This window comes from Kistimonas asteriae (genome assembly GCF_018263925.1).
GTDB classification, from domain to species: domain Bacteria; phylum Pseudomonadota; class Gammaproteobacteria; order Pseudomonadales; family Endozoicomonadaceae; genus Kistimonas; species Kistimonas asteriae.
Genome location: NZ_JAEVHF010000002.1, coordinates 119,677 through 142,210, shown reverse-complemented (window position 1 = coordinate 142,210; position 22,534 = coordinate 119,677). Strand labels below are relative to the sequence as shown.

Genomic DNA, 22,534 nt, shown 5'->3' with positions numbered 1-22,534 from the left:
CGGTTGCCCGGATGCAGCCTCTGGAGTGAATGAACATGTTTGCCTATCTGATCCGCCGTGTGCTGTACGCCATCCCGATCCTGATCGGCGTCAACCTGCTGACCTTTGCCCTGTTCTTTATCGTCAACACACCACAGGATATGGCGCGTGCCCACCTGGGTGAAAAGTACGTTACACAGGATGCCATCGACCGCTGGGTGACCGAAAAGGGGTATGACAAACCGCTGTTTATCAATAACGAAAACAGCGGAATATCCACACTAACAGACACGATATTCTTCGAGAAATCACTGAAACTCTTTGTGTTTGATTTTGGCCAATCCGACCAGGGACGCGATATCAGCACCGATGTCCTCGACCGTATGTGGCCAAGCCTGGCGCTGGCAGTGCCTACCTTTATCGTGGGGATCTGGGTGAATATCTGTATCGCGCTGCTGGTCCTGATGTTCCGAGGCACATTGCTCGACCGCTTTGCCGTGATGGTATTCGTGGCGCTGATGTCGATTTCCTACCTGTTCTACATCATCGCCGGCCAATACCTGTTTGCCGGACTCTGGCGACTGGTGCCGGTTTCCGGCTTCAATCCCGGGGTAGATGCCTGGCGATTCCTGATACTGCCGGTGATTATCGGGGTGCTGGCGGGGCTTGGCGCCGGTGCCCGCTGGTACCGCACCCTGTTTATTGAAGCCTCAGGTCAGGATTATGTGAAAACGGCGCGAGCCAAGGGCGCCAGCGAGATCCGGGTTCTGTTTCGCCATATTCTGCCCAACGCCCTGCTCCCTATCCTGACCGGCGTGGTGGTGGTGATACCGCTGCTCTTTATGGGCAGCCTGATCATGGAATCCTTTTTCGGTATTCCCGGCCTTGGCAGTTACATGCTGACCGCCATCCAAGCCCAGGACTTCGCCATCGTCCGCGCCATGGTCTTTGTCGGATCCGTGCTCTACATCATCGGCCTGATCCTCACCGACATCTCCTACACCTGGGCCGACCCCAGGGTTCGCCTGAATTGACAAGGATAACGCCATGAAACCGGTACTACTCTGGAGCGATACCCTGGTCTACCTGATGGTGGCGGCGCTGGTCGGCTTTGTCTTTTCCATCCGTCGCAACCCGGAAACCTGCGCCCGCTGGCGCGAGGTGTTTGCTACCCGGCTCGGTATGGTGACCTTTGTCATCATCATGGGGTATGTCAGCGTTGCCTTACTGGACTCCCTTCATTTCCGCAAGGCACTGCCTCCGACGGAAGGACACACCAACCAGCAGGTGTTCTACAGCAACCAGGTCTACAGCGTACTCGACCTGATGCTGGGCGAAATGGGTGAGAACGATGAAAGAACATACTCTGCCCCCTTCGCCCTGAAATCCTTCGTCAAGGAGAATCAGCATACTGACGATGGCGGGATGGTCAGAGATTACCCGGACCTGAAATACGCTGGCAGCCACCTGGCGACAGCGGATGACAAGACAGGCGATATTGCCAGCAACAGCCTGATAGCACTGGGTAAAGGACTCGTTATCAGCGCCATACTGATTGGTTTACATTGGGCATGGCGACGTAAAAAAACAAGCGTAAATGGTAGCGAATTACCATGGAAAAGTGCCTATATCACGCTAACCATCACAATATGTCTGTTAGCCTGGCTGATTGAGCTGGGCAACCTCTACCACGTGATGGGCACGGATCAGGCCGGTAATGACACCCTCTACAAAACCCTGAAAAGCATCCGCACCGGCATCCTGATCGGTACGCTGGCCACCGTAATCATGATGCCGATTGCGATAGTGTTTGGCATCTCCGCCGGCTACTTCAAGGGTTGGGTGGACGATATTATCCAATACCTCTATACCACGCTGAGCTCTATTCCGGGCATTCTCCTGATCGCCGCTTCTGTGCTGCTCTTTCAGGTCTTCATTGATAATAATCCCGATTTCTTTGAAGTGGGTCTTGAGAAGGCTGACGCCAAATTCCTCGGCCTTTGCTTCATTCTGGGTGTCACCAGCTGGGCTGGTCTCTGCCGAATGCTCCGCGCAGAAACGCTCAAGATCAGTCAGCTGGAATATGTCCAGGCGGCGCACGCATTTGGTGTCAGTCACTGGCGTATCCTGATGCGTCATATTCTGCCCAATGTGATGCCCATTATTTTGATCACCTTTGTGCTCGATTTCAGCGGATTGGTGTTGGCTGAAGCGGTACTGTCTTACATCGGTGTTGGCATTGACCCGGCCATGGCCAGCTGGGGCAACATGATCAACATGGCCCGAACCGAACTCTCACGGGATCCGGTGGTGTGGTGGAATCTGATCGCCGCGCTGCTGTTTATGTTCACGCTGGTACTGGCCACCAACCTGTTCTCCGACCTGGTGAATGACGCCTTTAATCCAAAGGCTCAACTGGAGGCCAGTGCATGACCGGCAGCACAGGACAATCTGTGGATAACCACAAGCAACCTGCTCTGGCAAGGGATTCAGAACAACCTGTGGATAATCAAACTACTGTGCAAACACCCCACCTTTCCGTCCGCAACCTGAGTGTTCGGCTCACGGGAAATGGCCAAACCGACATCCTGAACAATGTCAGTTTTGATCTCCATGACGGTGAAATTTATGCCCTGGTTGGCGAGTCGGGCAGCGGCAAATCGGTGACCGCAACTGCTATCATGCGCCTGCTGCCGGATGCCCTGGCCATCACCGCCGGTGAGGTTTTACTGGAAGGTGAAAACCTCTTTGCACGGACTGAGCAAGCCATGACCGCCGTGCGGGGCGCCCGGATCGCGATGATCTTTCAGGATCCCATGAGCGCACTCAACCCGGTCCACCGCATCGGTGACCAGATCGCTGAAACACTGCGCCTCCACGCCAGGGATAATGAGCAAAATATTCGAAAACGCGTTGTCGAACTTTTGACGGAAACGGGCATTCCTGACCCGGAACGACGGACTGACTGGTACCCTCACCAGCTCTCCGGCGGTCAACAGCAACGCGTTATGATCGCCATGGCGCTGGCTTGTGAACCGGATATCCTGCTGGCCGATGAGCCAACTACAGCACTCGATGTCACCATCCAGAAACAGATTCTGGCCCTGGTGGCTGAACTCACGGTGAAACGTCGCCTGGCCGTCCTGCTGATTACCCATGATATGGGGGTCGTAAGAACCACTGCCGATCGTGTCGGAGTGATGTATCAGGGCCGGATCATCGAAGAAGCAGTCTGTGAAGACTTCTTCAATAATCCAATAGAAGCCTACAGCCGCCGACTGATTGACAGCCTGCCGGATATGTCCGTCTACCGCCCGGAGGAACATGAAACGCCACTGCTCACGGTGCAGGACCTGAAGGTCCATTTCCCGATCCGCAAAGGCATCCTGCAACGGGTGCACGACCATACCCGTGCCGTTGACGGCATCAGCCTGGACATCCGCCACGGTGAAACCCTGGCACTTGTAGGCGAATCCGGCAGCGGCAAGAGCACCACCGGGCGGGCCATTCTGAACATGGACCGGGTGACTGCCGGGGTTATCCATTTTGACGGCCAGGACATCACCAACCTCTCACGCCGGGCCATGCTACCACTCAGGAAACGGATTCAGGTGATCTTCCAGAGCCCTTATGCATCCATGAACCCCAGGATGACGGTTGGCGCCATTATCGAGGAAGGCATGATGTCTCTGCTGCCTGAGCTGAACAAACAGCAACGCCAGGCGCGTATCGAGGCCCTGCTGGCACAGGTGCAGCTCGAACCGGAGCACCGCCTGCGCTATCCCCATGAATTCTCCGGTGGGCAGCGTCAACGTATTGCCATTGCCCGTGCATTGGCAGTCGAGCCAGACCTGATCATCTGCGATGAACCCACCAGCGCGCTGGATGTTTCCATTCGTGCGGAAGTGCTGGAACTACTTCAGGCGCTTCAAAATGACCTAGGCGTGTCCTACCTGTTCATCACCCACGACCTGTCGATCATCCCCCAGCTGGCGCATCGGGTGGCGGTCATGAAAGATGGCGTGATTGTCGAGCAGGGAAAAACAGAACAGATCATCACTCGTCCGCAGCACCCTTACACACAAGCCCTGCTGGCATCATCGCCAGTCATGGCGGCGGCAGATGGCTAGTACAGCGATACATCACCAGGGCAGGACGTCACCAGACCAGTCAAAGAATTGACCGGTATCGTCCGCTGTCAGCCCCGTCAATACACTGACAATGCGTTGCGCAGACATTTCCGGAGCGTAGAGTTTGTCGGCTGGGGTATTGGTCGTGAAGGGGCGGGACAGGTTCGAGACCGTCGTCCCCGGATGTATCGCCACCACGGCGGCCTGTTTGTGCGTTCTATGCATTTCGATGGCAGCCGTTTTGACCAGCATGTTCAGCGCCGCTTTTGAAGCCCTGTAGCCATACCAGCCACCCAGACGATTATCACTGATACTCCCCACTTTGGCACTGAGTGACGCAAAGACCGCCGGTGAACTTTTGGGCATCAGGCCGGAAAAATATTTCAGCAACAATCCCGGAATGACTGCGTTGATTGCAAAGTAACGCGTAAGGGAGTCTGCCGAAATATCCTGCAGCCGCTTTTCCGGCTTCAGGTTATCATCATGCAAAATGCCAGTCGCATTGATCAGGAGGTCAAATGAATGCGCCTGTGTCTTCAGGGTATTACTGATTAAGGCAAGTGAGTTCTCACTGTAGTCAGATTCAATCACCGTCTGGACGGTGCCATGCTCAAAGGTAAGGGCATCTCTGACAACCCCTGTCACGGCATAGTCATTCGCAAGGATATCAGCGAGGGCACGACCGAGACTTCCATTGACACCAAATATCAGCGCCTGCCTCTCTCTCACGGCAACCTCCCCAAAAAAAGTGTGTGCTGCCCCTGTTCCTGAAGCCGCATACCGCTCCCAACCTCAGTATCACTCATTCGGATGACTGACTGATGACACCTGGATCAGCGTGAACCACGAGTTCACGATAACCTGATAATGGACAGTACTCTCTTGTTACTATGACATCCGTTATCGCCATAAGTGCGACCTCTGCCGTTGTATGCACAATGGCACCGGGTTTCAGATGCCCGCCAACAACGTGCCCTTTCTGGTCTGATAAGCTGGCATGAAGATGGCTGCCATCATCTGTCAGCACGCCCACCAGGGATACAATTTCAAAAGGTCCTTCCAGCGATGTGATGTTCTGCTGATCAGCAAAGCGAATCATCGCCTTGGACAGGCTGCCGACACACGTCATGATCGCGGCAGCACGGATGTTATTCTGCGCAATAAAATGCTCCATCCCAAGATACAGATCTTCCCCCGGCGTTAGACGGAAAAGCAAACTCGACGACATTGTCCACCTCTGAGCACCCTGTATCGCATACTTTTGAGCATAGCGTTACAACGCATCATTGGCCTTACATCCCTATGAACAGTCATGCATAATGCAAAAAAGACGCCGCAACGCATTACAACAATAACGATGCTGCAACGGACTTAGTGACATGTTACCCATACAACAAGCCAGTCTCTTTTTCTGCCTGTCTCTGACACTGCTGAACCTGATTCTGGTGACAGCCTCTGGCAGACGTGAGCCCGTAACCCATTGCTTTGCGTTGTTGCAACTTTGCCTGATCGCCTACCTGATTCAGCCTTTAACTACGCAACTGGACACCGGCTTCCTCATTGATTGGGTTGTAGCCTTGGGAAGAAATGCACTTCCCTGCGTTTTCTGGCTTGTATGTCTACTGACGTTTAATGACGAATTCAGACTCAACCGTCGGGTATTATTATTAGCGTCAGTTGTCGTTTTATTTAGCCCGATGCTGAAACTGATGTTTCATGTCGTCGGTTATCAGCCTTCTTTATGGATTAATTTCTTCAGCCACTGGATACCACAATCCATCGAGTTTTTACTGATAGGCCATGCACTTATAACGATTGGTCGTTACCTGCGTGAAGACTTAATACAAAACCGACGTCGTTTACGTGGATGGCTACTTGGATGCACAGGATTTTATATAGCCTCTGTCGTCTTAATGGAACAATTAATTGGATTAAGCGACAATCTTCGTTCAATTAATAGCCTTATGCTGGCTGCATTCCTTCTGATATTTAACGCATTGTTGCTCCGCTTCAAAACAGACCTGCTCTATCCAGCACGCCGACAGAAACAGGAAATTGTCTTTACCTATACCAATAAAACGACATGTGACGCCGATAAACCGGAAACCCCTTCGCCCGCTGATCACATCGAAGACACCATTTTTAGTAGACTACAGTCGTTAATGGAACATGAATTTATTTACCGGGAAGACAGCCTGACCATCGGCGAACTGGCCAGTCGGCTGAATATGCAGGAATACCGCCTCCGATCATTGATCAACCGCCAGCTTGGCTATCGAAATTTTAATGATTACCTGAACCATTTCCGTATTCGGGAAATCCGGGAACGGCTATCAGACTCCAATCAGAAGGATATCCCCATCCTGACCATTGCCCTGGAAGCAGGATTTCACTCCCTCAGTGCCTTTAACCGCGCCTTCAAGAATCGCATGGGCATCACACCCAGCCAATACCGCGAGGAACGGCAGCGGCAGCCGGAAAGCCCTTCCAGCACGCAACTGACCGATTCTGAAATCTCTGACTGATTTTCAAATGTCAGCATTTTTCTGACGTTTTGCTGAGAATCAGTCATCGGTATACAGTTCACTCTCCCGGCATGGTCATATCCCGACCTGCCATATCCGTCAGTTGGCTTTTATTTGGTAAGCGCCACTCAAGGCAACCACCAGCAACAGAAACCATCGCGCCCCGCAGCCAGGTAGCAGGCCATCGCCCTATATCACCGGCAGACCTAATAAGCGGATCACCTTAACCGACTCATTTCTGAATGGATGACTGATTTCTGAAAAAACCAGTGTTTTGGATTTTTCTGCCATTTTTTTGACCTTCCAGTCAGACTGGTAAAGCCTGACTAATATTCCATAAGAGAGAATCATGTTTACTGGCTGCCCGCTTAATCACTCACTCTGACAAAACCTCATGTTTGCAGCCGTTGAACTCATTTTCATTCCTTTTGGCGACATTTTTATACAAAACACCGGATTACTAAGCCGATAATTCCAGACGTTGCTACTGACTCATTCCGAAACTCACTGATCAATTTCAAAAACGCCTGTCTTTTTCCAATAATCGCCGAGTTACTGACGCACGTTCTCCGTAGAGTTAGCTTCCCGGGCTACTGAATAAGCAGTGACCTCAGCCTTCTACTGTCTCTCGCTGAGTGCACACCAATAACAAGAAATGGAGAGAGCCGTCGTGTCCTATTCCCGTTTTATGATTCCCGCCCTGGCCCTTTTGCTGGCCGGCTGCAGCGAGGATCCCACATCATCCGCACAGGTTCCGACACCAGAGAAGAGTTTTGGCAAAAAACTGCAAACCCAGCTGGTCATGGCCCAGCCTGGCGATGTTATTGAGATTCCAGAGGGTTTTTATGCGCTGGATCGCAGCCTGACACTCAGTGTCGATGGCGTCACCATCCGCGGCGCCGGCATGGATAAAACCATTTTATCCTTCAAAAACCAGGTGGCCGGTGCAGAAGGCATGATGATCACCGCCAGTGACTTCACCCTGGAAGATCTGGCCATTGAAGACACCAAGGGCGATTCCATCAAGATCAACCAGGCCAAGAACATTGTGATCCGACGGGTTCGTTCCGAATGGACTAACGGCCCGTCCACCGAAAATGGTTCCTACGGCTTTTATCCAGTCATGACAGAAAACACGCTGATTGAGGATTCTGTCGTGATTGGCGCATCAGACGCCGGTATCTATGTCGGTCAGTCTTATAACGTGGTTATTCGAAACAACCGGGCGGAATACAATGTAGCCGGTTATGAAATCGAAAATACCATCGGTGCTGACGTTTATAACAATGTCGCGACCAACAACACCGGCGGTGTACTGATCTTCAACATGCCCTACCTGACCCAGCCCGGTCACAGCACCCGTATCTACAACAACGAAATTTACAGCAATAACACGGAAAACTTTGCCCCAAAGGGAACAGCTGTCGCCAGTGTACCGGCCGGTTCCGGCATTCTTATCAACTCAAACGACAATGTTGAGATATTCGGCAACAACCTAAAGGACAACGATACCGCCAATATCATCGTCAGTAGCCTCCTGACAGCGGATTACCAGGAAGAATACAAGGTGTCAGATAACTTCGATCCGTTCCCGGAAGGCATCTTTATCTACGACAACACCTACAGCGGTGGCGGCACATCACCGGGACGGCTTGAACTCAAGGCGTTGAAAGTTGCCCAGTTTGGGCTGACCGGCCGCCTGCCCGACATTCTCTGGGATGGTGTGATCAACCCCGGCAAGCTCGCTGATGGCAATGCATCCGTCGATACCGTCCTCTGCATTGATGATGCCGCCGCTGGGTTCATCAATGTAGATGCAGGCAACGATTTCAAAGGCATTTCCACCGATAAGTCACCACACAACTGTCGTATGAAGAAAATGGCGGCCATTGACCTCGGCACCCTAGACAGCAAGGACGACAACACCTTGTCGACTCTGGAGACTTCCGACAATACCAGCAAAGAGGGCTGAACCATGTCGCGCATAGCTGTTATTGCGTCACTCCTGGCTTCCCTGTTTCTGACCGGTTGCAGCAAGGAGTCACCCCCGCTGATGCTGTCCGGTTCCGATTACCCCGAGAGCCTCAGCGAGTGGCGCATACTGTCTATAAACAACGGTAACCTTAAAACAGGTCATCGGGTTATACCCTATGACCTGAATACCGCGCTGTTTACGGATTACGCCAGCAAACTCAGGACCGTCTGGCTGCCAGAAGGACAGCCCGCTGTTCCCGGCGAAAACGATGAACTGGTTTATCCCGACGGCACCATTATCAGCAAGACCTTCTACTACCCGATCACGGATAAAAATGACCGTAGTCGTGTAAAAGCTTCTGACGGTTCTGCCGTGCTGTATGACAACAACGACGGCCTACCGATGGATCAGGTACGCCTAATGGAAACCCGGGTACTGGTCAAACTGAAAGAAAGTTGGGTCGCATTGCCCTATATCTGGAACGACGCGCAAACAGAGGCGTTCCTCGATGTAGCAGGTGACAGCACAAACCTGACACTGGTGAAAAACGACCGTGAAGAAAAATTCACCTACATCGTACCGGATGCCAACGAGTGTGCCGGTTGCCATGCGGATGGTAAAAGCCGAAAGCTCGTTAAACCCATTGGCCCTCGTATCCGTCACCTGAACCGCGACCTGGTCTACGCCGATGGTGAGCAGAACCAGCTGGATTACTGGACGGCACACGGTCTGCTCAGCGGTGTCGATCGCGCAACCGCAACCCAGAATGCTCTGTGGCCCAACGGCCGGCCCGGCGAAACGCTGGCACACCGTGCCCGGAGCTACCTGGATATCAACTGCGCCCATTGCCACAACCCGAAAGGTGCTGCCAAAAACAGCGGCCTCTGGCTGACCTGGGATACCACAACCCCGGTTCGCCTGGGCTTCTGCAAGCCACCGGTTGCCGCCGGCAAAGGCACCGGTGACCGCAAAGTCGCCATCCAGCCCGGTGATCCTGACGGTTCCATCCTGCTGTACCGGATGCAGTCCAATGATCCCGGGGAAATGATGCCGGAACTGGGTCGTTCAACATCACACGCCGAAGGCGTGGCACTGGTCAGCGAGTGGATTGCCTCTCTGGAGGGGGACTGCTGAAAACCCGCCGCACTGACCGTTATGGGAGGTGCGGTTTTGATGTAACAGAGCACAGAGCACAGAGCCTGACTAACAATAATGATAAAGGCAGGAGCACATAATAATGATAATAAAGAAAACCAGACGACGATTTATGCCTCTAACCCGCTGTTCCAGCGCGGTACTGGCGGCAGTACTCAGTAGCCCTGTCGCGGCAACGGAAATCGAGCTGCTGGATGGACAAGTCACCGGTAACCTGGATAGTCGTATTTCCTGGGGCGGCACTTGGCGACTCGAAAGCCCGGATTTATCCGATGACAACGGCGACATCAACGAAAATGACGGAAAGCGTTCAAATGACACCGGGTTGGTTTCCAACGTTTTCCGTTTTTCAGCCGACCTTGAACTGAACTACGAGAACTATGGCGCATTTGTCCGTGGCACGGCGTTCTACGACAGTGTCATGATGGATGGCAAGAATGACTGGTTGGCCACCAATGCCCGCCAGACGGCCAAAGGCATTCCGGATCAGACCGGCACTTACACCTACGGTGACGACTGGTCAGACGGCGTCAAGGATAACCAGGGCAAAGACGCCAGAATTCAGGACGCTTATGTTTATGGCTACTGGGATATCTTCGATATGCCCGTGGATATCCGCTTCGGCAAGCAAGTCGTCAACTGGGGCGAAGGGCTTTTCTATGCGGACGGCATCAATACCAGCAATGCGTTTGACCTCGCGGCTGGCACCCTGCCCGGCTCCCAGATCAAGGACCTGCTGATACCCCAGACCGCGCTGCTGTTTGATATCGGCCTCACTGACACGTTGTCGTTCAGTGCCTATTACCAGTTCGACTGGGAAAGTCATGTCCTGCCTGGGCGTGGCACCTTTCACAGCGGTCAGGACGTCTTCATCGAAGGCTCTGATTTTGCTTATGACAACATCCCGGCTGATTTCGCCGCATTGGCAGCCAACTGGGATCTGGCAACCGGTGGCGCGTCCGACTTCTATGAAGAAGTGGGTTTAAATCAGACAGGTGACTTTCTTGTTGTCGCGGATACTTCCGGTAAAAAGAACGCCAGCAATAATGGCCAGTTTGGTGTCAGCCTGAAGTACCTGGCGGAATCTCTCAATGATACGGAATTTGGTTTTTACTACATCCAGTACAATTCCCATGCACCGTATATTGATGCCCAGATCACCCAGGACTCCGTGACCAACGCCCAGGGACAGATCACACAATGGACTGCGGATATCGGTACCCCCAATACCATGGGCGACTTCCTGTTCCAGGCAGCAGGCAATGACGCAGGTGTCTTCCAGGAACTGGCAGGTGGTCTTGCCGGCGCGGGTATTCTCGGCAACGGCACCAATGCCGGTGTTATTTATCCGGAAGACATCCGGATGTTGGGCGTCAGCTTCAGCACTGTGATCGGCGGTACATCAGTTGCCGGTGAGCTGACCTATCGCCCTAACATGCCCATCTGGATAGACGACCCTGACAACCTGATTGACAGTACCAGCAAAGCCTTCGGCACCATTCTTTCCGGTGGTGACTGCTTCGGTATTTCAGAAGCCGATCCGGCCCGGCAGTACTGCATCAGCGGCCCGGCCTACAACAATTACACCCGTGTGGAACTCTGGACCGGCTCTGTCAATTTCATCCACAGCTTTGGCCCTACGGGTTTCCTGAGTGACCTCAATGCCATAGGCGAAACCGCCTTCGAACAGATCAGCGGCCTGGGTGGAGATTATGACCGTTATGTTTCCACGGCTTCCGGCCCCTGGAATGAAGATGGCAGCACGTTCTCTACCGGCCATGCCGATGACCGCCTCGACCGTTTTGCCTGGGGCTATACGCTGGGCGTTTCCGGCACGATGTCCGACGTTTTGCCCGGCGTGAACCTCTATCCCGGCGCCACCGTCAAACATGATGTCAGCGGTAACTCCCATCTGACCGGCAACTTCAAGGAAGACAGCAAGGGGCTGAGCCTGTCACTGGGCGCTGGCTACCAGGACTTCAGCGTTGGCCTGAACTGGTTCACCGATTTTGACGGGGACAAGGAGCATATCTCCGCGTCCATGAGTTATTCCTTCTGACCGGCAGGCACATTAAGAGGATGCATACCATGATAAGAAACCACCTGCTCCTGGCCGGCAGCCTGGCCCTGACACTCACGTCAGGCTCCGTCCTGGCCAGTATTACGCCACAGGATATCAGCAAACTGGGCAGTGAACTCACACCACTGGGCGCTGACAGGCAAGGCAATGCAGACGGCACCATTCCCGGCTGGGGAGAATCCGCCAGCAGTGAGGCAGTCTCCGCCGACAAACCCCTGTTTGAAATAACAGCCGCCAACCTCGATCAGTACCGGGATAACCTGTCCGTTGGCCAGATCGCCCTGTTTGAACGCTACCCGGAAACCTTTCGCATGCCGGTTTATCCCAGCCAGCGAACCGCGAATTACCCTGAGCGAATCTATGACAACACCCTGAAAGCCGCCAGTAATGCCAAGCTTCTCAACGGTGGCAACGGATTCAAGGGTGCCTATGACGCCTACCCGTTCCCATTACCGGACAATGGTTTGGAAGCGCTGTGGAACCATATCGTCCGCTACCGGGGGGAGTACATCAAACGGCCAACTGTTGAAGCAACCGTGGAGCGGAGTGGCAGCTATACCTACGCCCGTTCCGAGGATGAGATTCTTTTCAACTACAACCAGCCTGACGGCAGTGAGGCAGATCTCGAGAATATCCTGTTCTATTACCTGTCCAAAAACGACGATGGCAGTGCCCAGCTGATTCACGAGACGCAGGATCAGTCAGCCGAGCCCCGATTGGCCTGGGGCTACTTGCCTGGCATTCGTCGTGTACGTCGGGCACCGATTCTCTCCTATGACACACCCGTTGGTGGTGGAGGTTTGCGAACTGCCGATGACACTGACCTGTATAACGGCGCGCCCGATCTTTATGACTGGACGTTGAAAGGCAAAAAGGAAGTCTACATTCCCTACAACAACCAGCAACTGCTGAAAGAAACACCGGAATACGATGACATCTTCATGGCGGGTCACATCAACCCGGATTTCACCCGCTATGAGCTGCACCGTGTCTGGGTTGTGGAAGGCAAACTGAAGGATGACAAGCGCCACATTTATTCACGTCGGACACTCTATCTGGATGAGGACAGCTGGGGCGCCGCCATCGTGGATCAGTACGATGGCCGTGACCAGCTCTGGAAGGTGAGCATCGCTTATCTTGCCAACTATGAAGATGTGCCCACTACCTGGACGACATGGGATGTATTCCATGACCTTCAGTCTCGCCGATACCATGTGCAGGGTCTGATCAACAAAGGAAATACTGCCATCGACTTCCCAGAGGTCATGCCCAAGAAAAAGCACTTTACCCCGGCATCATTGCGGCGGATGGGACGACGTTAATACTCACAATGACAGCAGCCTGTCAGGAGACCGGCTGCACATTTCCATCTTCGGAACTCAAGCATTGAACACATCATCCATCATTGTGATTCAATGAAATCACACTATTTATCAAACCGGCACCAGGAAAGTCCGCTATGATAATCCCGGTAAAATCGGTATGGCCATTAGCAATGTAATGGGCCATCAAATTGTTGATACCTTCAAAAGCAATACTGCAAATGCCAATGAAACAACCCACTCGAGGAAAGTCGGGATAACTGTTCTTCCACCCAGGCGTGGTAAGCCCCGTTAACAATCTTGGCGCTGAGGTCTGAGGGCTGGATTTGCCACTGGCCACAAAATAAGGAAAGGATCCACCGGACGCATTAAGAAAATTGACATAGATAATGTTGCGGCTCCCATGTTTGGCCTTTTCCACATGTGCCTTCACCTTTTGCCATTTACTGTAGAGATCCCAGTTGCTGGATACGGAATAAGAATCCTGTCGATCCAGATAACCATAATTTATGCCGTGATGGCCGCCGCCAAAATTTTGCAGAATAACGATTTTACCGCGTATTTCTTTAAGGGTCGGGTTGATGCTGTCAGGGTTCCAGATAAATGCGCCATAACGGTTTTTATAATCCTGGAAGGTTTGATTGAAAGAACGTGTATTGCCTTGAGCGGTATATTCATCCCTTAACCGCATCACTACCGTTTCGGTTGGGTTCGCGGCCAGGAATGCGGTTATGGGCGCCATAACATCGGGGCCAAAATAGGCATTTTGAAAAACAAAACCATGGTGTATGGCAAATTTGTCATAGAAGTGGCGCACGCGAATATCCAAGACCCGGATGCCTGACAATAATTGATTGGTCAGTGACATGCTTTGGGTTTGTACGATATCACCGCCATAAAACGAGAGCGAGTTATGGGTGCCCGGTAGCGATAAAGCACTGAGTCGCTGATCGCCCGGCACTGTTGCCATCCAGTCGCTGTTATCGGCAACAGGATCAGAACCATGGTAATAGCCAAGGTCATCAGCAACTATCACCGGTGACAGCACAGCAGCACAAACAAGCAGGCTTTTTGAGAAATACCTCTGTAAAAAACACACTCGCATAGCGGATTGGATGCTGCGCAATTTAACCAACAAGTACAGAGGCATCATACCCTTTCGTCGATCCATGCTACCCACTATGACATCGCGTTCTGCCGCTTACTCTGTCGTTCACATCGGCATGGGTCACGATAAACAAAATCCATTGAATTCCTGGGCATTAGAAATATTCGGCATCAAGGCCATATTTGACACCGAGCTCTTCAGCAAAGTGTTGTAGCTTGAGCAGATGCTGTTGCAGCTGGTTGATGACATCGCGCGTATAAATAAAATCATCCGCCACTTTACCATCCGCATGACCGATAAAATCTATACCACCAATTTTCGCACTAGCCCCTTCATAAAGGCTGTTGAGTTTTATCCGATCATCTTCCCCAAGACATTTCTTTAAATTATTCATTTTCGTCGTTACTTTTCTGAGTAACTCTGTCTTCATGGCAACCTGTGGATACTCACCTTGATGCATCACCCTTTCTTTATCGCTGGCCTTCACAGATTGTACGAGTTGTACATTGAATTCTGATTTAGTCATACCATCTGGCAGTGATGCAAGGAACAGCCGGGTTGACGTCAGTAACCCTGAAAAACCTGATATGCCGGTGTTAAATGCAACCAGCTTGTCCTTTCCGCTCATCTCCATCTGGCGAATATCGTTCTTCTTTTTTTTCTGCTTCGTTTTCAAGCCCTTTTCAATGCCTTCCGGGAGCGTTTGTGTTATTCGCTTGGGTCTTGTTTGAGACAGTATTTGATCTTGTAGCCAGAATACCCTCAATGACAGCTTTGCCACAGACTGAACGCTGCCTGTATTGGTAGGATGACTGCCTTCCTCATTGTTGATTAACACCTGCAATTCTGCCTTTAACTCCTGAGTCGCCTGATAACAATCCCGTTTACAGGTTTCAAGCTGATCAGACGTCCATTTTTTGTGCGCACCCAACGCATCTTTTGAAATATGCTTTGCTTTCAATTGCTGGATTTTGTTATTGGTCGTATCAGCGCGCTGCAGGGTGTCCTGGTAAAATTGCTTAGAAAAATGCACTTTTGCCTGGTCTAACTTCGGTCTTTTCAGAAGCAGGCTGGGGGGCATCTGTTTGTAACGTTTTGCATTTCGACGGGAAAATGGCTTACTAGGCAGAGGGTCTTCAAACTGGTCGACCTGCTTGAAATACTGCTGCCCCTCCGTTATGGACACTCGACCACTCGTCCTGGAGCCCCCCTCTTCGCTGCCAGGTACATAATTGACTGGCGTATTACCACTCCCTGGTACTGCCTTCACCATCAGCCTATTTCCTTTGCTATACCCCTTTTAGTTCAGTCTAGACAGGCTCTGTGCTCAGTCCTTCGCTTGGTCGGATAATGTGTAAAGAGACGGCGCACTATCAGGAATGTGCATAACAGCGCAGAAAACCCATTGCACGGCACACGAAAAGAAGCGTTTCTGATACACTCAAAAATAGCTTTTTCTCTTATAAACAGACTAACGAAGGAAGCTGGCCAAAATGGATATTGCAAGTATTGTCACGCTCTTACTTATCGTGGGCGCTATTGTTTATATCATCACGATATACAACGGCTTGGTGTCTAAAAAGAATGGCTATGAAAACGGCTTTTCCCAGATCGAAGTCCAGCTCAAGCGCCGCTATGACCTGATCCCCAACCTGGTGGAAACCGCCAAGGCGTACATGAGCCATGAGCAGGAAACCATGGAGAAGGTCATCAAAGCCCGTAATCAGGCCTCAGAGATTCTGAAATCCATGGCCGGCAATCTCACCGCTGACAACATGAAAAAATTCAGTGGCGCCGAGCAGGCGCTGTCAGGCGCCATGGGCAGTCTGAATGTGGTGATGGAAAACTATCCGGATCTCAAGGCCAACGAAAACATGATGCAGCTCTCCGAAGAGCTGACCAGCACGGAAAACAAGGTCGCCCGGTCACGGCAGTTTTATAACGATGCCGTGACGGACTACAACACCTTCCGCCAGTCCTTCCCCCAGATCCTCTTTGCTGCCAAATTCGGCCATGGCAAGGATGCGGGTCTGCTGGAGTTTGAAGACAGCGAACAGATGCAGGCTGCCCCCAAAGTCAGCTTCTAAGCCCTGCTAATGACGTTCTTCCAGTGGCAGAAAGACGCCCGACGTAAAACCGGGCGTCTGCTGGTATTCATGGCGCTGGCGGTATTCAGCCTTATCGCAGGCTCCAACCTGGTATATGCCTTCTTCCGAGGCTACAAATCCGAATTACCCTGGACGACCTGGTTCACGCTGGAAACCTTTTTCATATTCAGCTGTCTGATCGGCTCCGTGGTTCTCAGCGCCAGCGTAACACGCACCCTCACCCTGCGCAGTAAGGGCGGCAAGGCCGTCGCAGATTCCCTTGGCGGCAAACTGGTTGACCCGGCAACGTCACACTTTCACGAACGCCGACTGCTGAACATCGTGGAAGAGATGGCCATCGCCTCCGGCACCCCGGTGCCGGCTGTTTATGTCCTTCATGGGGAAAAAGGCATCAATGCCTTTGCGGCGGGCTTTACGCTGCAGGACGCCGTTATCGGCGTGACCCGAGGCACCATGGAGCAGCTGACCCGGGATGAACTGGAAGGTGTCATTGCCCATGAATTCAGCCATATCGTCCACGGCGACATGCGGCTGAATATTCGCCTGATCGGTATCATCTACGGCATCACCATGCTGGCGGAATTCGGCTACATCATGATGCGCGCCGGGGGCAGTTCGCGATCGCGGGATGGCACACCGCTCGCCATCGCCGGACTGGGTCTCATGATCATCGGTTACAGCGGGGCGTTTTTTGGCAACCTGATCAAAGCTTCCGTCAGCCGGACCCGTGAATACCTGGCGGATGCCTCCGCGCTCCAATACACGCGTAATAATGAAGGCATTGCCAATGCCCTGAGCAAGATCGGTGGTTCGGCCTACAGCTCCCTGTTGCAATCCGCCCATGCACCGGACGTCAGCCATATGATGTTTGGCAAATCCGTCGGTGGATTTTTCAATGCGCTGTTTGCCACACATCCTCCGCTGGAAGATCGCATTCGTAAACTGATGCCTGACTGGAACGGTAAATACATCACCCCCATTCTCATCGAAGCGGATACCGATACCCCCGCAGCAGCCAACACAACAACAAGCACTGGCACCGGTTCAATTAAGGCAGACACCCTGACAGCGTCTTTCAATGCCATGGGAACACCGAATGCGTCGCACCTGGCCTATGCGTCAGCGTTGCTCAGTGCTCTGCCAATGCGGCTGGCTGGTGCCGTCCATCAGAAAGACGACTCGGTTATGCTGCTCATGGCTCTGATGCTGGATGATAACCCGGACATGATTGAGAAACGGGCCGCGATTATTCGAAAGCAGTATGATGAAGCGACCCTCAATCAAACGATTGAACTCTACCATGCGATCGAAAGCAGCACGGTGACTGACCCACTGGTTCTGGTTGAGCTGACATTACCCACCCTGCGAACGCTGCCCCGCCCCCAACAGAAACAACTGCTACAGACGTTACTGGAACTGGCAAAGGCAGACGGAAAAACCAGTCCTCACGAATGGGCTTTATTGGCGATTGTTCAACATCACCTGGGCAGCACCCGGCATAAAAAGACACAGATGCCGTTTGACAGCTACGGCGATGTTCGAAAGATTGGCGCAGAAGCCGCCCAGATCATCAGTGCATTGATCAGCATGTCAGGCATGGACAAGGATGCAAAACAAACATGCTATCGAGAAACCATGGCCAGTCTGGCGCTGAAGCAACAAAAGCCACCCGCCAAAATGAGCTATCGGGATCTGTCCAATGCCCTTGAAGCCGCCAATCGCCTCAAACCAGACGCCAAGGAAAAACTGCTGAAGGCCTGTTGCCAGTGCATCGAACATGATGGTCAGGTTGAGCTGGCTGAAGCACAAACACTGCGCGCCATGGCGGTTGTCATGGAATGTCCAATCCCTCCTCTGGTTACATCTGCCCTATAAGACTAAAGGTATTCTTATAACATTCGTCAGTGTTTATGGCTGTCTGGTTACAGCTTATTTTTATCCGATCGTTTTTAATTACTACCTGTAAATTTACAGGCTTAAGAAATAATCACACTCTTCAATCAGACAATATGATCGCTTCTGACGCCCCCACAGCATCGACATCCCATGTGCCCGATACCTCGTCCAAAGGTGCTGTGACCTATCGCCCTTTTGGCATTAAAATAAACCGATTATCCTGTAGTACAAGAAATGCACTTGGTACACCTCCAGGCTCTCCGGAAAATAAAGAACCTGGCATTCCATTAGCATCACGGCTCATTCATGAATACCAATTAAGAGATGCTGGCATCTATCTTGTTCGTGGAACAAAAGGTGAGAAATGCCAATATATCGATTCGGACAAATTCTTCGAATTTGATATCGATACACCAACACCACCGCTGGAAGGCATTCCCCGATGGATTTTCAAACAAGAAATGCAGATCTCTCAAGAATCTCTCGCATCACTGAATATACGACATGCATACTTGCAGGCTACGGCATTCGAGGCTGATAGATATGGCTATATACACACAACGCTGGCAGGCCTTGTTCCATCCATCATGAGCCAGGTATTTCTAGGCGGGGATAATCTTTTCACCCCAACACATTTGGCATGTGATTATGAGGGTCATTTTGGTCTGCTTATGCCAATGATTGAAGGGGAAACGGGTGATGAAATGTTGGTTCGTACAGGATTAATCAGACAAGAGGCTGCTGAAAACAATCTACTCGCGGCTATTGAACCGCTAATCGAACAAAAACACCGCTATTTCGATGAAAACTATTTCAAAACTGCGAACAGCGCCTTTGATACGATTTTCAAATATCACAACGATTATATGCGTATAAAGTTTATCGATTGGCTCTGTTTGCAACTGGATCGAAGTAAGTTAACAAATATCATTATAAAAAAAGAGGATGCAGAACTCCCTGAACGCAAGCTTGTTGCAATAGATCCTGACTACGCCTTTCCTAACTTTGTGAAACGCCCATACAATCCACTCACCGATCTATTGGAAGATCCAACGGTACAGTATCCAACAAGGCTGCAACTTACCCAGCCCTGCTGCAAGATATGGGTAAAGCGCTTACTAAGTTGTATCACACCTTTTCTTACCCCGGCTAAAATTGAGCAATTACGTACGTCATTATCAACGGCATTCCCTTACCTTCAGGAAGCCTGTAATACCATTGGCGAAACCACGGCAACCAGCTCATCCGGGTCAGGACATGTAACACCTGATACTAAGCAACATTTAGCCATAGGCGTTGCGCCAACATCAAAATCTGTTCAACCTAGAGGAATACGATCCCCCATGGATCCATCAGCAGGATGGGATACATCATCATCCAATGATGAGGAAGAAGACTCTACCCCATTCTTCTGATCCAACGCTAATAGCAGCCAAGCAAGAGCGACTGTATAATTATATGGCACGTTATTTACCAGATATCAGCAACAACTTTAATAAGTTTGATTGAATCAGCAGAAACTCTATCGCTTCAAGGAAAGTCCGTTAACCTGCAATATTCATCATATGCATTGGTAGGTAATTAGCAGGTTCCGTTTTCACTTCTAAAACCATTATTTAAAATGTTAGAAATATTAACCTGCCTGTTATTTAATAAATTTCACCAATACCATTAGTATTGCACCTCTTTTTATATAGCCCATAAGCTTTGCAACAAGACGATATTTTATCGCACTCTATACCATTATATTTTTATGCCTAAGACACAACGAAAATCACTTGGATTCTCACCCGATTACTCCACACAGAAAAGACAGAACTTCGGCATTGATATTCATCGATTGTCCTGCTCTTTAAGGAAAAACCTTAACCCTTCTCCCAGTCCATTTAAGAATATCAACATAACCACTGGAGCAAGATCAATCTCGCTAGACCACCTTAACCGTACTGGCATTATCTATTACAGAGGGCAAGCAGGCTATCATCACCCTACAATAAAAACCAAAAACCTCCACCAATTCAAAATAGATAAAGACTATATACAAAGTACTGATAAAAGAATGGAAGGGTATGATGATCCCAGCGCCTATATTATCAAAAAGGAAGTCAAACCGGATGAGAAAACACTTCAAGCATACAGGGAAATAGGGAAAAGAGCTTTCAAAAATGAAGCAGCATTCTCGACAGACACAGAAGATGGTTTATTACATACAACCCGAAGAGCGCTATCTGTGCAAGTTCTCGCTCAATCACTTGGTGCCGGACATGTCTTTGTGCATGCAGACCTTGCACAAATGGGGGAGGACGAATTCGGGTTATTGATGCCTTTTATTAAAGGGATAACCATTGAAGAATGGCTTAATCAACATAACTTAATTACTCTGACTGCAGATGAGGAGAAAAAAGATAAAATAAATCGTTTAAAAAAAGAACCTTCACGCTATTGGGATACGGATTTCAAGGAAACAGCCTATAAAGCATTCAAACATCATTTTGGCAATCACCCTGACTTGCGCCTGATTGGAGCTATTGATCAACTGTGTGGCCAGATCGACCATGTCAAGTTAACCAACATTATGGTGACGCCCTCCCCCAAAACATTAACCCCGCTGAATGAAAACGTTAAACTGATCGCAATAGATAATGATCTTGCCTTTCCAGAGTATGCCGATGATGTCCTACCAATACAGCACATTAGAAAGGATTCAAGCATGGAGGGTCCAGCATTTACCTTCCCCAAGAATCCATGCTGCCAACTCTGGATTGACCGCCTGTGCGAATTGCTAAAACCTCTCTGCCCTGTAAGGTTAGACAGATTCAAAAAAGAACTGTCCGATATGTTTCCTACACTTCCGGAACAGTGTCACTTATCGTCTACCAGTGGTTCGCCAATCTCAACCGGTATCTCGTCAGGACGGGCCACACCAGATTCAGATTCATCGCCAAAACCATCGACGTCGAAAGCTAAAAGCGTTCATAATATTTCTGACATACCCCACTCATCCCATGCGATGCTAAGTGAGAACGTGCGCTATCACTATGAACACCCAGAATTATGGTTATCTAGCGATTCTTCCGATGACGAACAAGATATTCCGACCCTCCCCTTCAAAGAACAGCCCCAAACCGAACCTCAACCATTACTTTCAGGTGGATTTGATATATCAAATATCGACATAACACTATTATCTGAACATCCTGATTACACGCACACTTTACCGACAGCAGAGACATCCTCTCACCCAGAGACTGTCGCTGGAGAAGTTGAGAGCTTACCCTCTCTAGGTTTCGTACCATCATTAGGCTATCGAGAAGTTCAAAACTTACCCTCGTTAGGCTTCGTCCCATCATTAAGCCTTCAAGAAGAGCAGACTGAGCAGGAAACCTTTCCCAGCCCCCGTAGACAAGAAGATGTTGAGGAATCTTCAGACATACCGGTTCGCAAGAAACCTAGAAGGAGTTCCGACTCTGACGCATAGGTGTAGTTGCGCAGTACTGAATCACACATTGTATGATCACGCCATCACCCAACTACCCTGTGACCGATAACGTGCAATCGAGAGCTGCTCAAAATCTTCAACAACTGATAGCTTAACGGATTCCCGCGCCAGCAGTGTATCACTCCAACGCTGCAACTTTGGGTATGGTTTGAGTAATCCAGTAGAGAAGTTACGATCCAGCGTATCCGTTCGCATCATCAGAGGAGCACCAGCCGTATCCACTAGGGAAAAACGTGCTCCGGCGAACCACGGCCCCTCATCCGCGAGCTGCTCTTCCAGTCGGGCAAGCCCATCAATAAAAGTATCCCTTTCCTGCTCAAAGGCAGCCTTATCTTTCGCCATGATCAGCCGGTACTGGTTCATAAACAGCGTGGAGAGATACTCAATCCAGGCGCGATGCCGGGCTTTTTCCAACGGATCAGAGGGATGCAGCGAAGGCGGCGTGACCTCATCCAGGTATTCATTGATCACGGCAGATTCAAATAGCACCGTATCGCCTATCCGCAATACCGGTACCTTGCCCGTTGGCGAGATTTTGAGAAACCAGTCCGGCTTGTTGGACAGGTCGATATAGGTGATATCAAACGGCACCCCCTTCTCCAGCAATGTGATCACTGAGCGCTGGACAAACGGGCACAGCTTAAAGCTGATAAGTTCAATGCTATCCGCCATAACTCTCTCCTGTATACCGCCAACCCAGTATCAGACAACCCACCCCATGACTCAAGTCTGGCCGTCTGGTGCCACAGACAGGAGC

Annotated in this window: 17 protein-coding genes; 12 read left to right on the top strand and 5 right to left on the bottom strand. The window is 50.8% G+C overall.

The window, feature by feature from the left end:
* Positions 1-35: 35 nt before the first annotated feature.
* The 3 genes from KHS78_RS02910 to KHS78_RS02900 are packed head-to-tail and all read left to right on the top strand — an operon-like array spanning position 36 to position 4,109.
* On the top strand, positions 36-1,013 hold the full coding sequence (locus tag KHS78_RS02910; protein ID WP_211824962.1) for an ABC transporter permease: 978 nt from the start codon (positions 36-38) through the stop codon (positions 1,011-1,013).
* A 13-nt stretch (positions 1,014-1,026) separates the two neighbouring features.
* Positions 1,027-2,412, top strand: coding sequence for an ABC transporter permease (locus KHS78_RS02905; protein ID WP_211824961.1), 1,386 nt, complete (start codon positions 1,027-1,029; stop codon positions 2,410-2,412).
* A complete protein-coding gene (locus tag KHS78_RS02900; protein WP_211824960.1) occupies positions 2,409-4,109 on the top strand; it encodes an ABC transporter ATP-binding protein in 1,701 nt (566 codons plus the stop codon). Before KHS78_RS02905 ends, KHS78_RS02900 begins: the two co-directional genes overlap by 4 nt.
* Positions 4,110-4,121: 12 nt before the next feature.
* On the opposite strand, the gene KHS78_RS02895 is transcribed toward KHS78_RS02900, so the two are convergent.
* Together KHS78_RS02895 and KHS78_RS02890 are read right to left on the bottom strand one after the other, a co-directional pair.
* Positions 4,122-4,838 carry an SDR family NAD(P)-dependent oxidoreductase gene (locus KHS78_RS02895; protein WP_211824959.1) on the bottom strand — a complete coding sequence of 239 codons (717 nt, stop codon included), beginning with the start codon at positions 4,836-4,838 and terminating at the stop codon, positions 4,122-4,124.
* 73 nt (positions 4,839-4,911) lie between these two features.
* A complete protein-coding gene (locus KHS78_RS02890) occupies positions 4,912-5,337 on the bottom strand; it encodes a PPC domain-containing DNA-binding protein (RefSeq protein ID WP_211824958.1) in 426 nt (141 codons plus the stop codon).
* 151 nt (positions 5,338-5,488) lie between these two features.
* On the opposite strand from KHS78_RS02890, the gene KHS78_RS02885 reads away from it, so the two are divergent.
* From KHS78_RS02885 to KHS78_RS02865, 5 genes are all read left to right on the top strand, one after another.
* Positions 5,489-6,634: a helix-turn-helix transcriptional regulator gene (locus tag KHS78_RS02885; RefSeq protein WP_211824957.1), complete on the top strand. Its 1,146-nt coding sequence runs from the start codon at positions 5,489-5,491 to the stop codon at positions 6,632-6,634.
* Between the two features lie 670 nt (positions 6,635-7,304).
* Positions 7,305-8,606 carry a parallel beta-helix domain-containing protein gene (locus KHS78_RS02880; protein ID WP_343216859.1) on the top strand — a complete coding sequence of 434 codons (1,302 nt, stop codon included), beginning with the start codon at positions 7,305-7,307 and terminating at the stop codon, positions 8,604-8,606.
* Between the two features lie 3 nt (positions 8,607-8,609).
* Positions 8,610-9,743: an SO2930 family diheme c-type cytochrome gene (locus KHS78_RS02875; RefSeq protein WP_211824955.1), complete on the top strand. Its 1,134-nt coding sequence runs from the start codon at positions 8,610-8,612 to the stop codon at positions 9,741-9,743.
* Positions 9,744-9,846: 103 nt separating this feature from the next.
* Positions 9,847-11,823, top strand: coding sequence for a DUF1302 domain-containing protein (locus tag KHS78_RS02870; RefSeq protein ID WP_211824953.1), 1,977 nt, complete (start codon positions 9,847-9,849; stop codon positions 11,821-11,823).
* 29 nt (positions 11,824-11,852) lie between these two features.
* Positions 11,853-13,166, top strand: coding sequence for a DUF1329 domain-containing protein (locus KHS78_RS02865; RefSeq protein WP_211824951.1), 1,314 nt, complete (start codon positions 11,853-11,855; stop codon positions 13,164-13,166).
* Between the two features lie 73 nt (positions 13,167-13,239).
* Here the strand turns inward: KHS78_RS02865 and KHS78_RS02860 are convergent, their stop codons facing one another.
* Positions 13,240-14,337 carry a phosphatidylinositol-specific phospholipase C gene (locus tag KHS78_RS02860; protein WP_246506067.1) on the bottom strand — a complete coding sequence of 366 codons (1,098 nt, stop codon included), beginning with the start codon at positions 14,335-14,337 and terminating at the stop codon, positions 13,240-13,242.
* A 91-nt stretch (positions 14,338-14,428) separates the two neighbouring features.
* On the bottom strand, positions 14,429-15,547 hold the full coding sequence (locus tag KHS78_RS02855; protein WP_211824947.1) for a hypothetical protein: 1,119 nt from the start codon (positions 15,545-15,547) through the stop codon (positions 14,429-14,431).
* Positions 15,548-15,767: 220 nt separating this feature from the next.
* Here KHS78_RS02855 and KHS78_RS02850 point away from each other — a divergent pair, with 220 nt between their 5' ends.
* The 4 genes from KHS78_RS02850 (at position 15,768) to KHS78_RS02835 (ending at position 21,756) form a co-directional block, all read left to right on the top strand.
* Entirely contained in the window at positions 15,768-16,361 is a 594-nt protein-coding gene (locus tag KHS78_RS02850; RefSeq protein ID WP_211824946.1) for a LemA family protein, read from the top strand.
* A 9-nt stretch (positions 16,362-16,370) separates the two neighbouring features.
* A complete protein-coding gene (locus KHS78_RS02845; RefSeq protein ID WP_211824944.1) occupies positions 16,371-18,257 on the top strand; it encodes a M48 family metallopeptidase in 1,887 nt (628 codons plus the stop codon).
* A 35-nt stretch (positions 18,258-18,292) separates the two neighbouring features.
* The gene (locus tag KHS78_RS02840; protein ID WP_211824943.1) at positions 18,293-19,693 is read left to right on the top strand and encodes a hypothetical protein; all 1,401 of its coding nucleotides are present in this window, start codon (positions 18,293-18,295) and stop codon (positions 19,691-19,693) included.
* A gap of 338 nt (positions 19,694-20,031) precedes the next feature.
* The gene (locus tag KHS78_RS02835) at positions 20,032-21,756 is read left to right on the top strand and encodes a hypothetical protein (protein WP_211824942.1); all 1,725 of its coding nucleotides are present in this window, start codon (positions 20,032-20,034) and stop codon (positions 21,754-21,756) included.
* A gap of 36 nt (positions 21,757-21,792) precedes the next feature.
* Here KHS78_RS02835 and KHS78_RS02830 read toward each other — a convergent pair whose 3' ends face one another.
* The gene (locus tag KHS78_RS02830; protein ID WP_211824941.1) at positions 21,793-22,449 is read right to left on the bottom strand and encodes a glutathione S-transferase family protein; all 657 of its coding nucleotides are present in this window, start codon (positions 22,447-22,449) and stop codon (positions 21,793-21,795) included.
* Between the last annotated feature and the right edge of the window lie 85 nt (positions 22,450-22,534).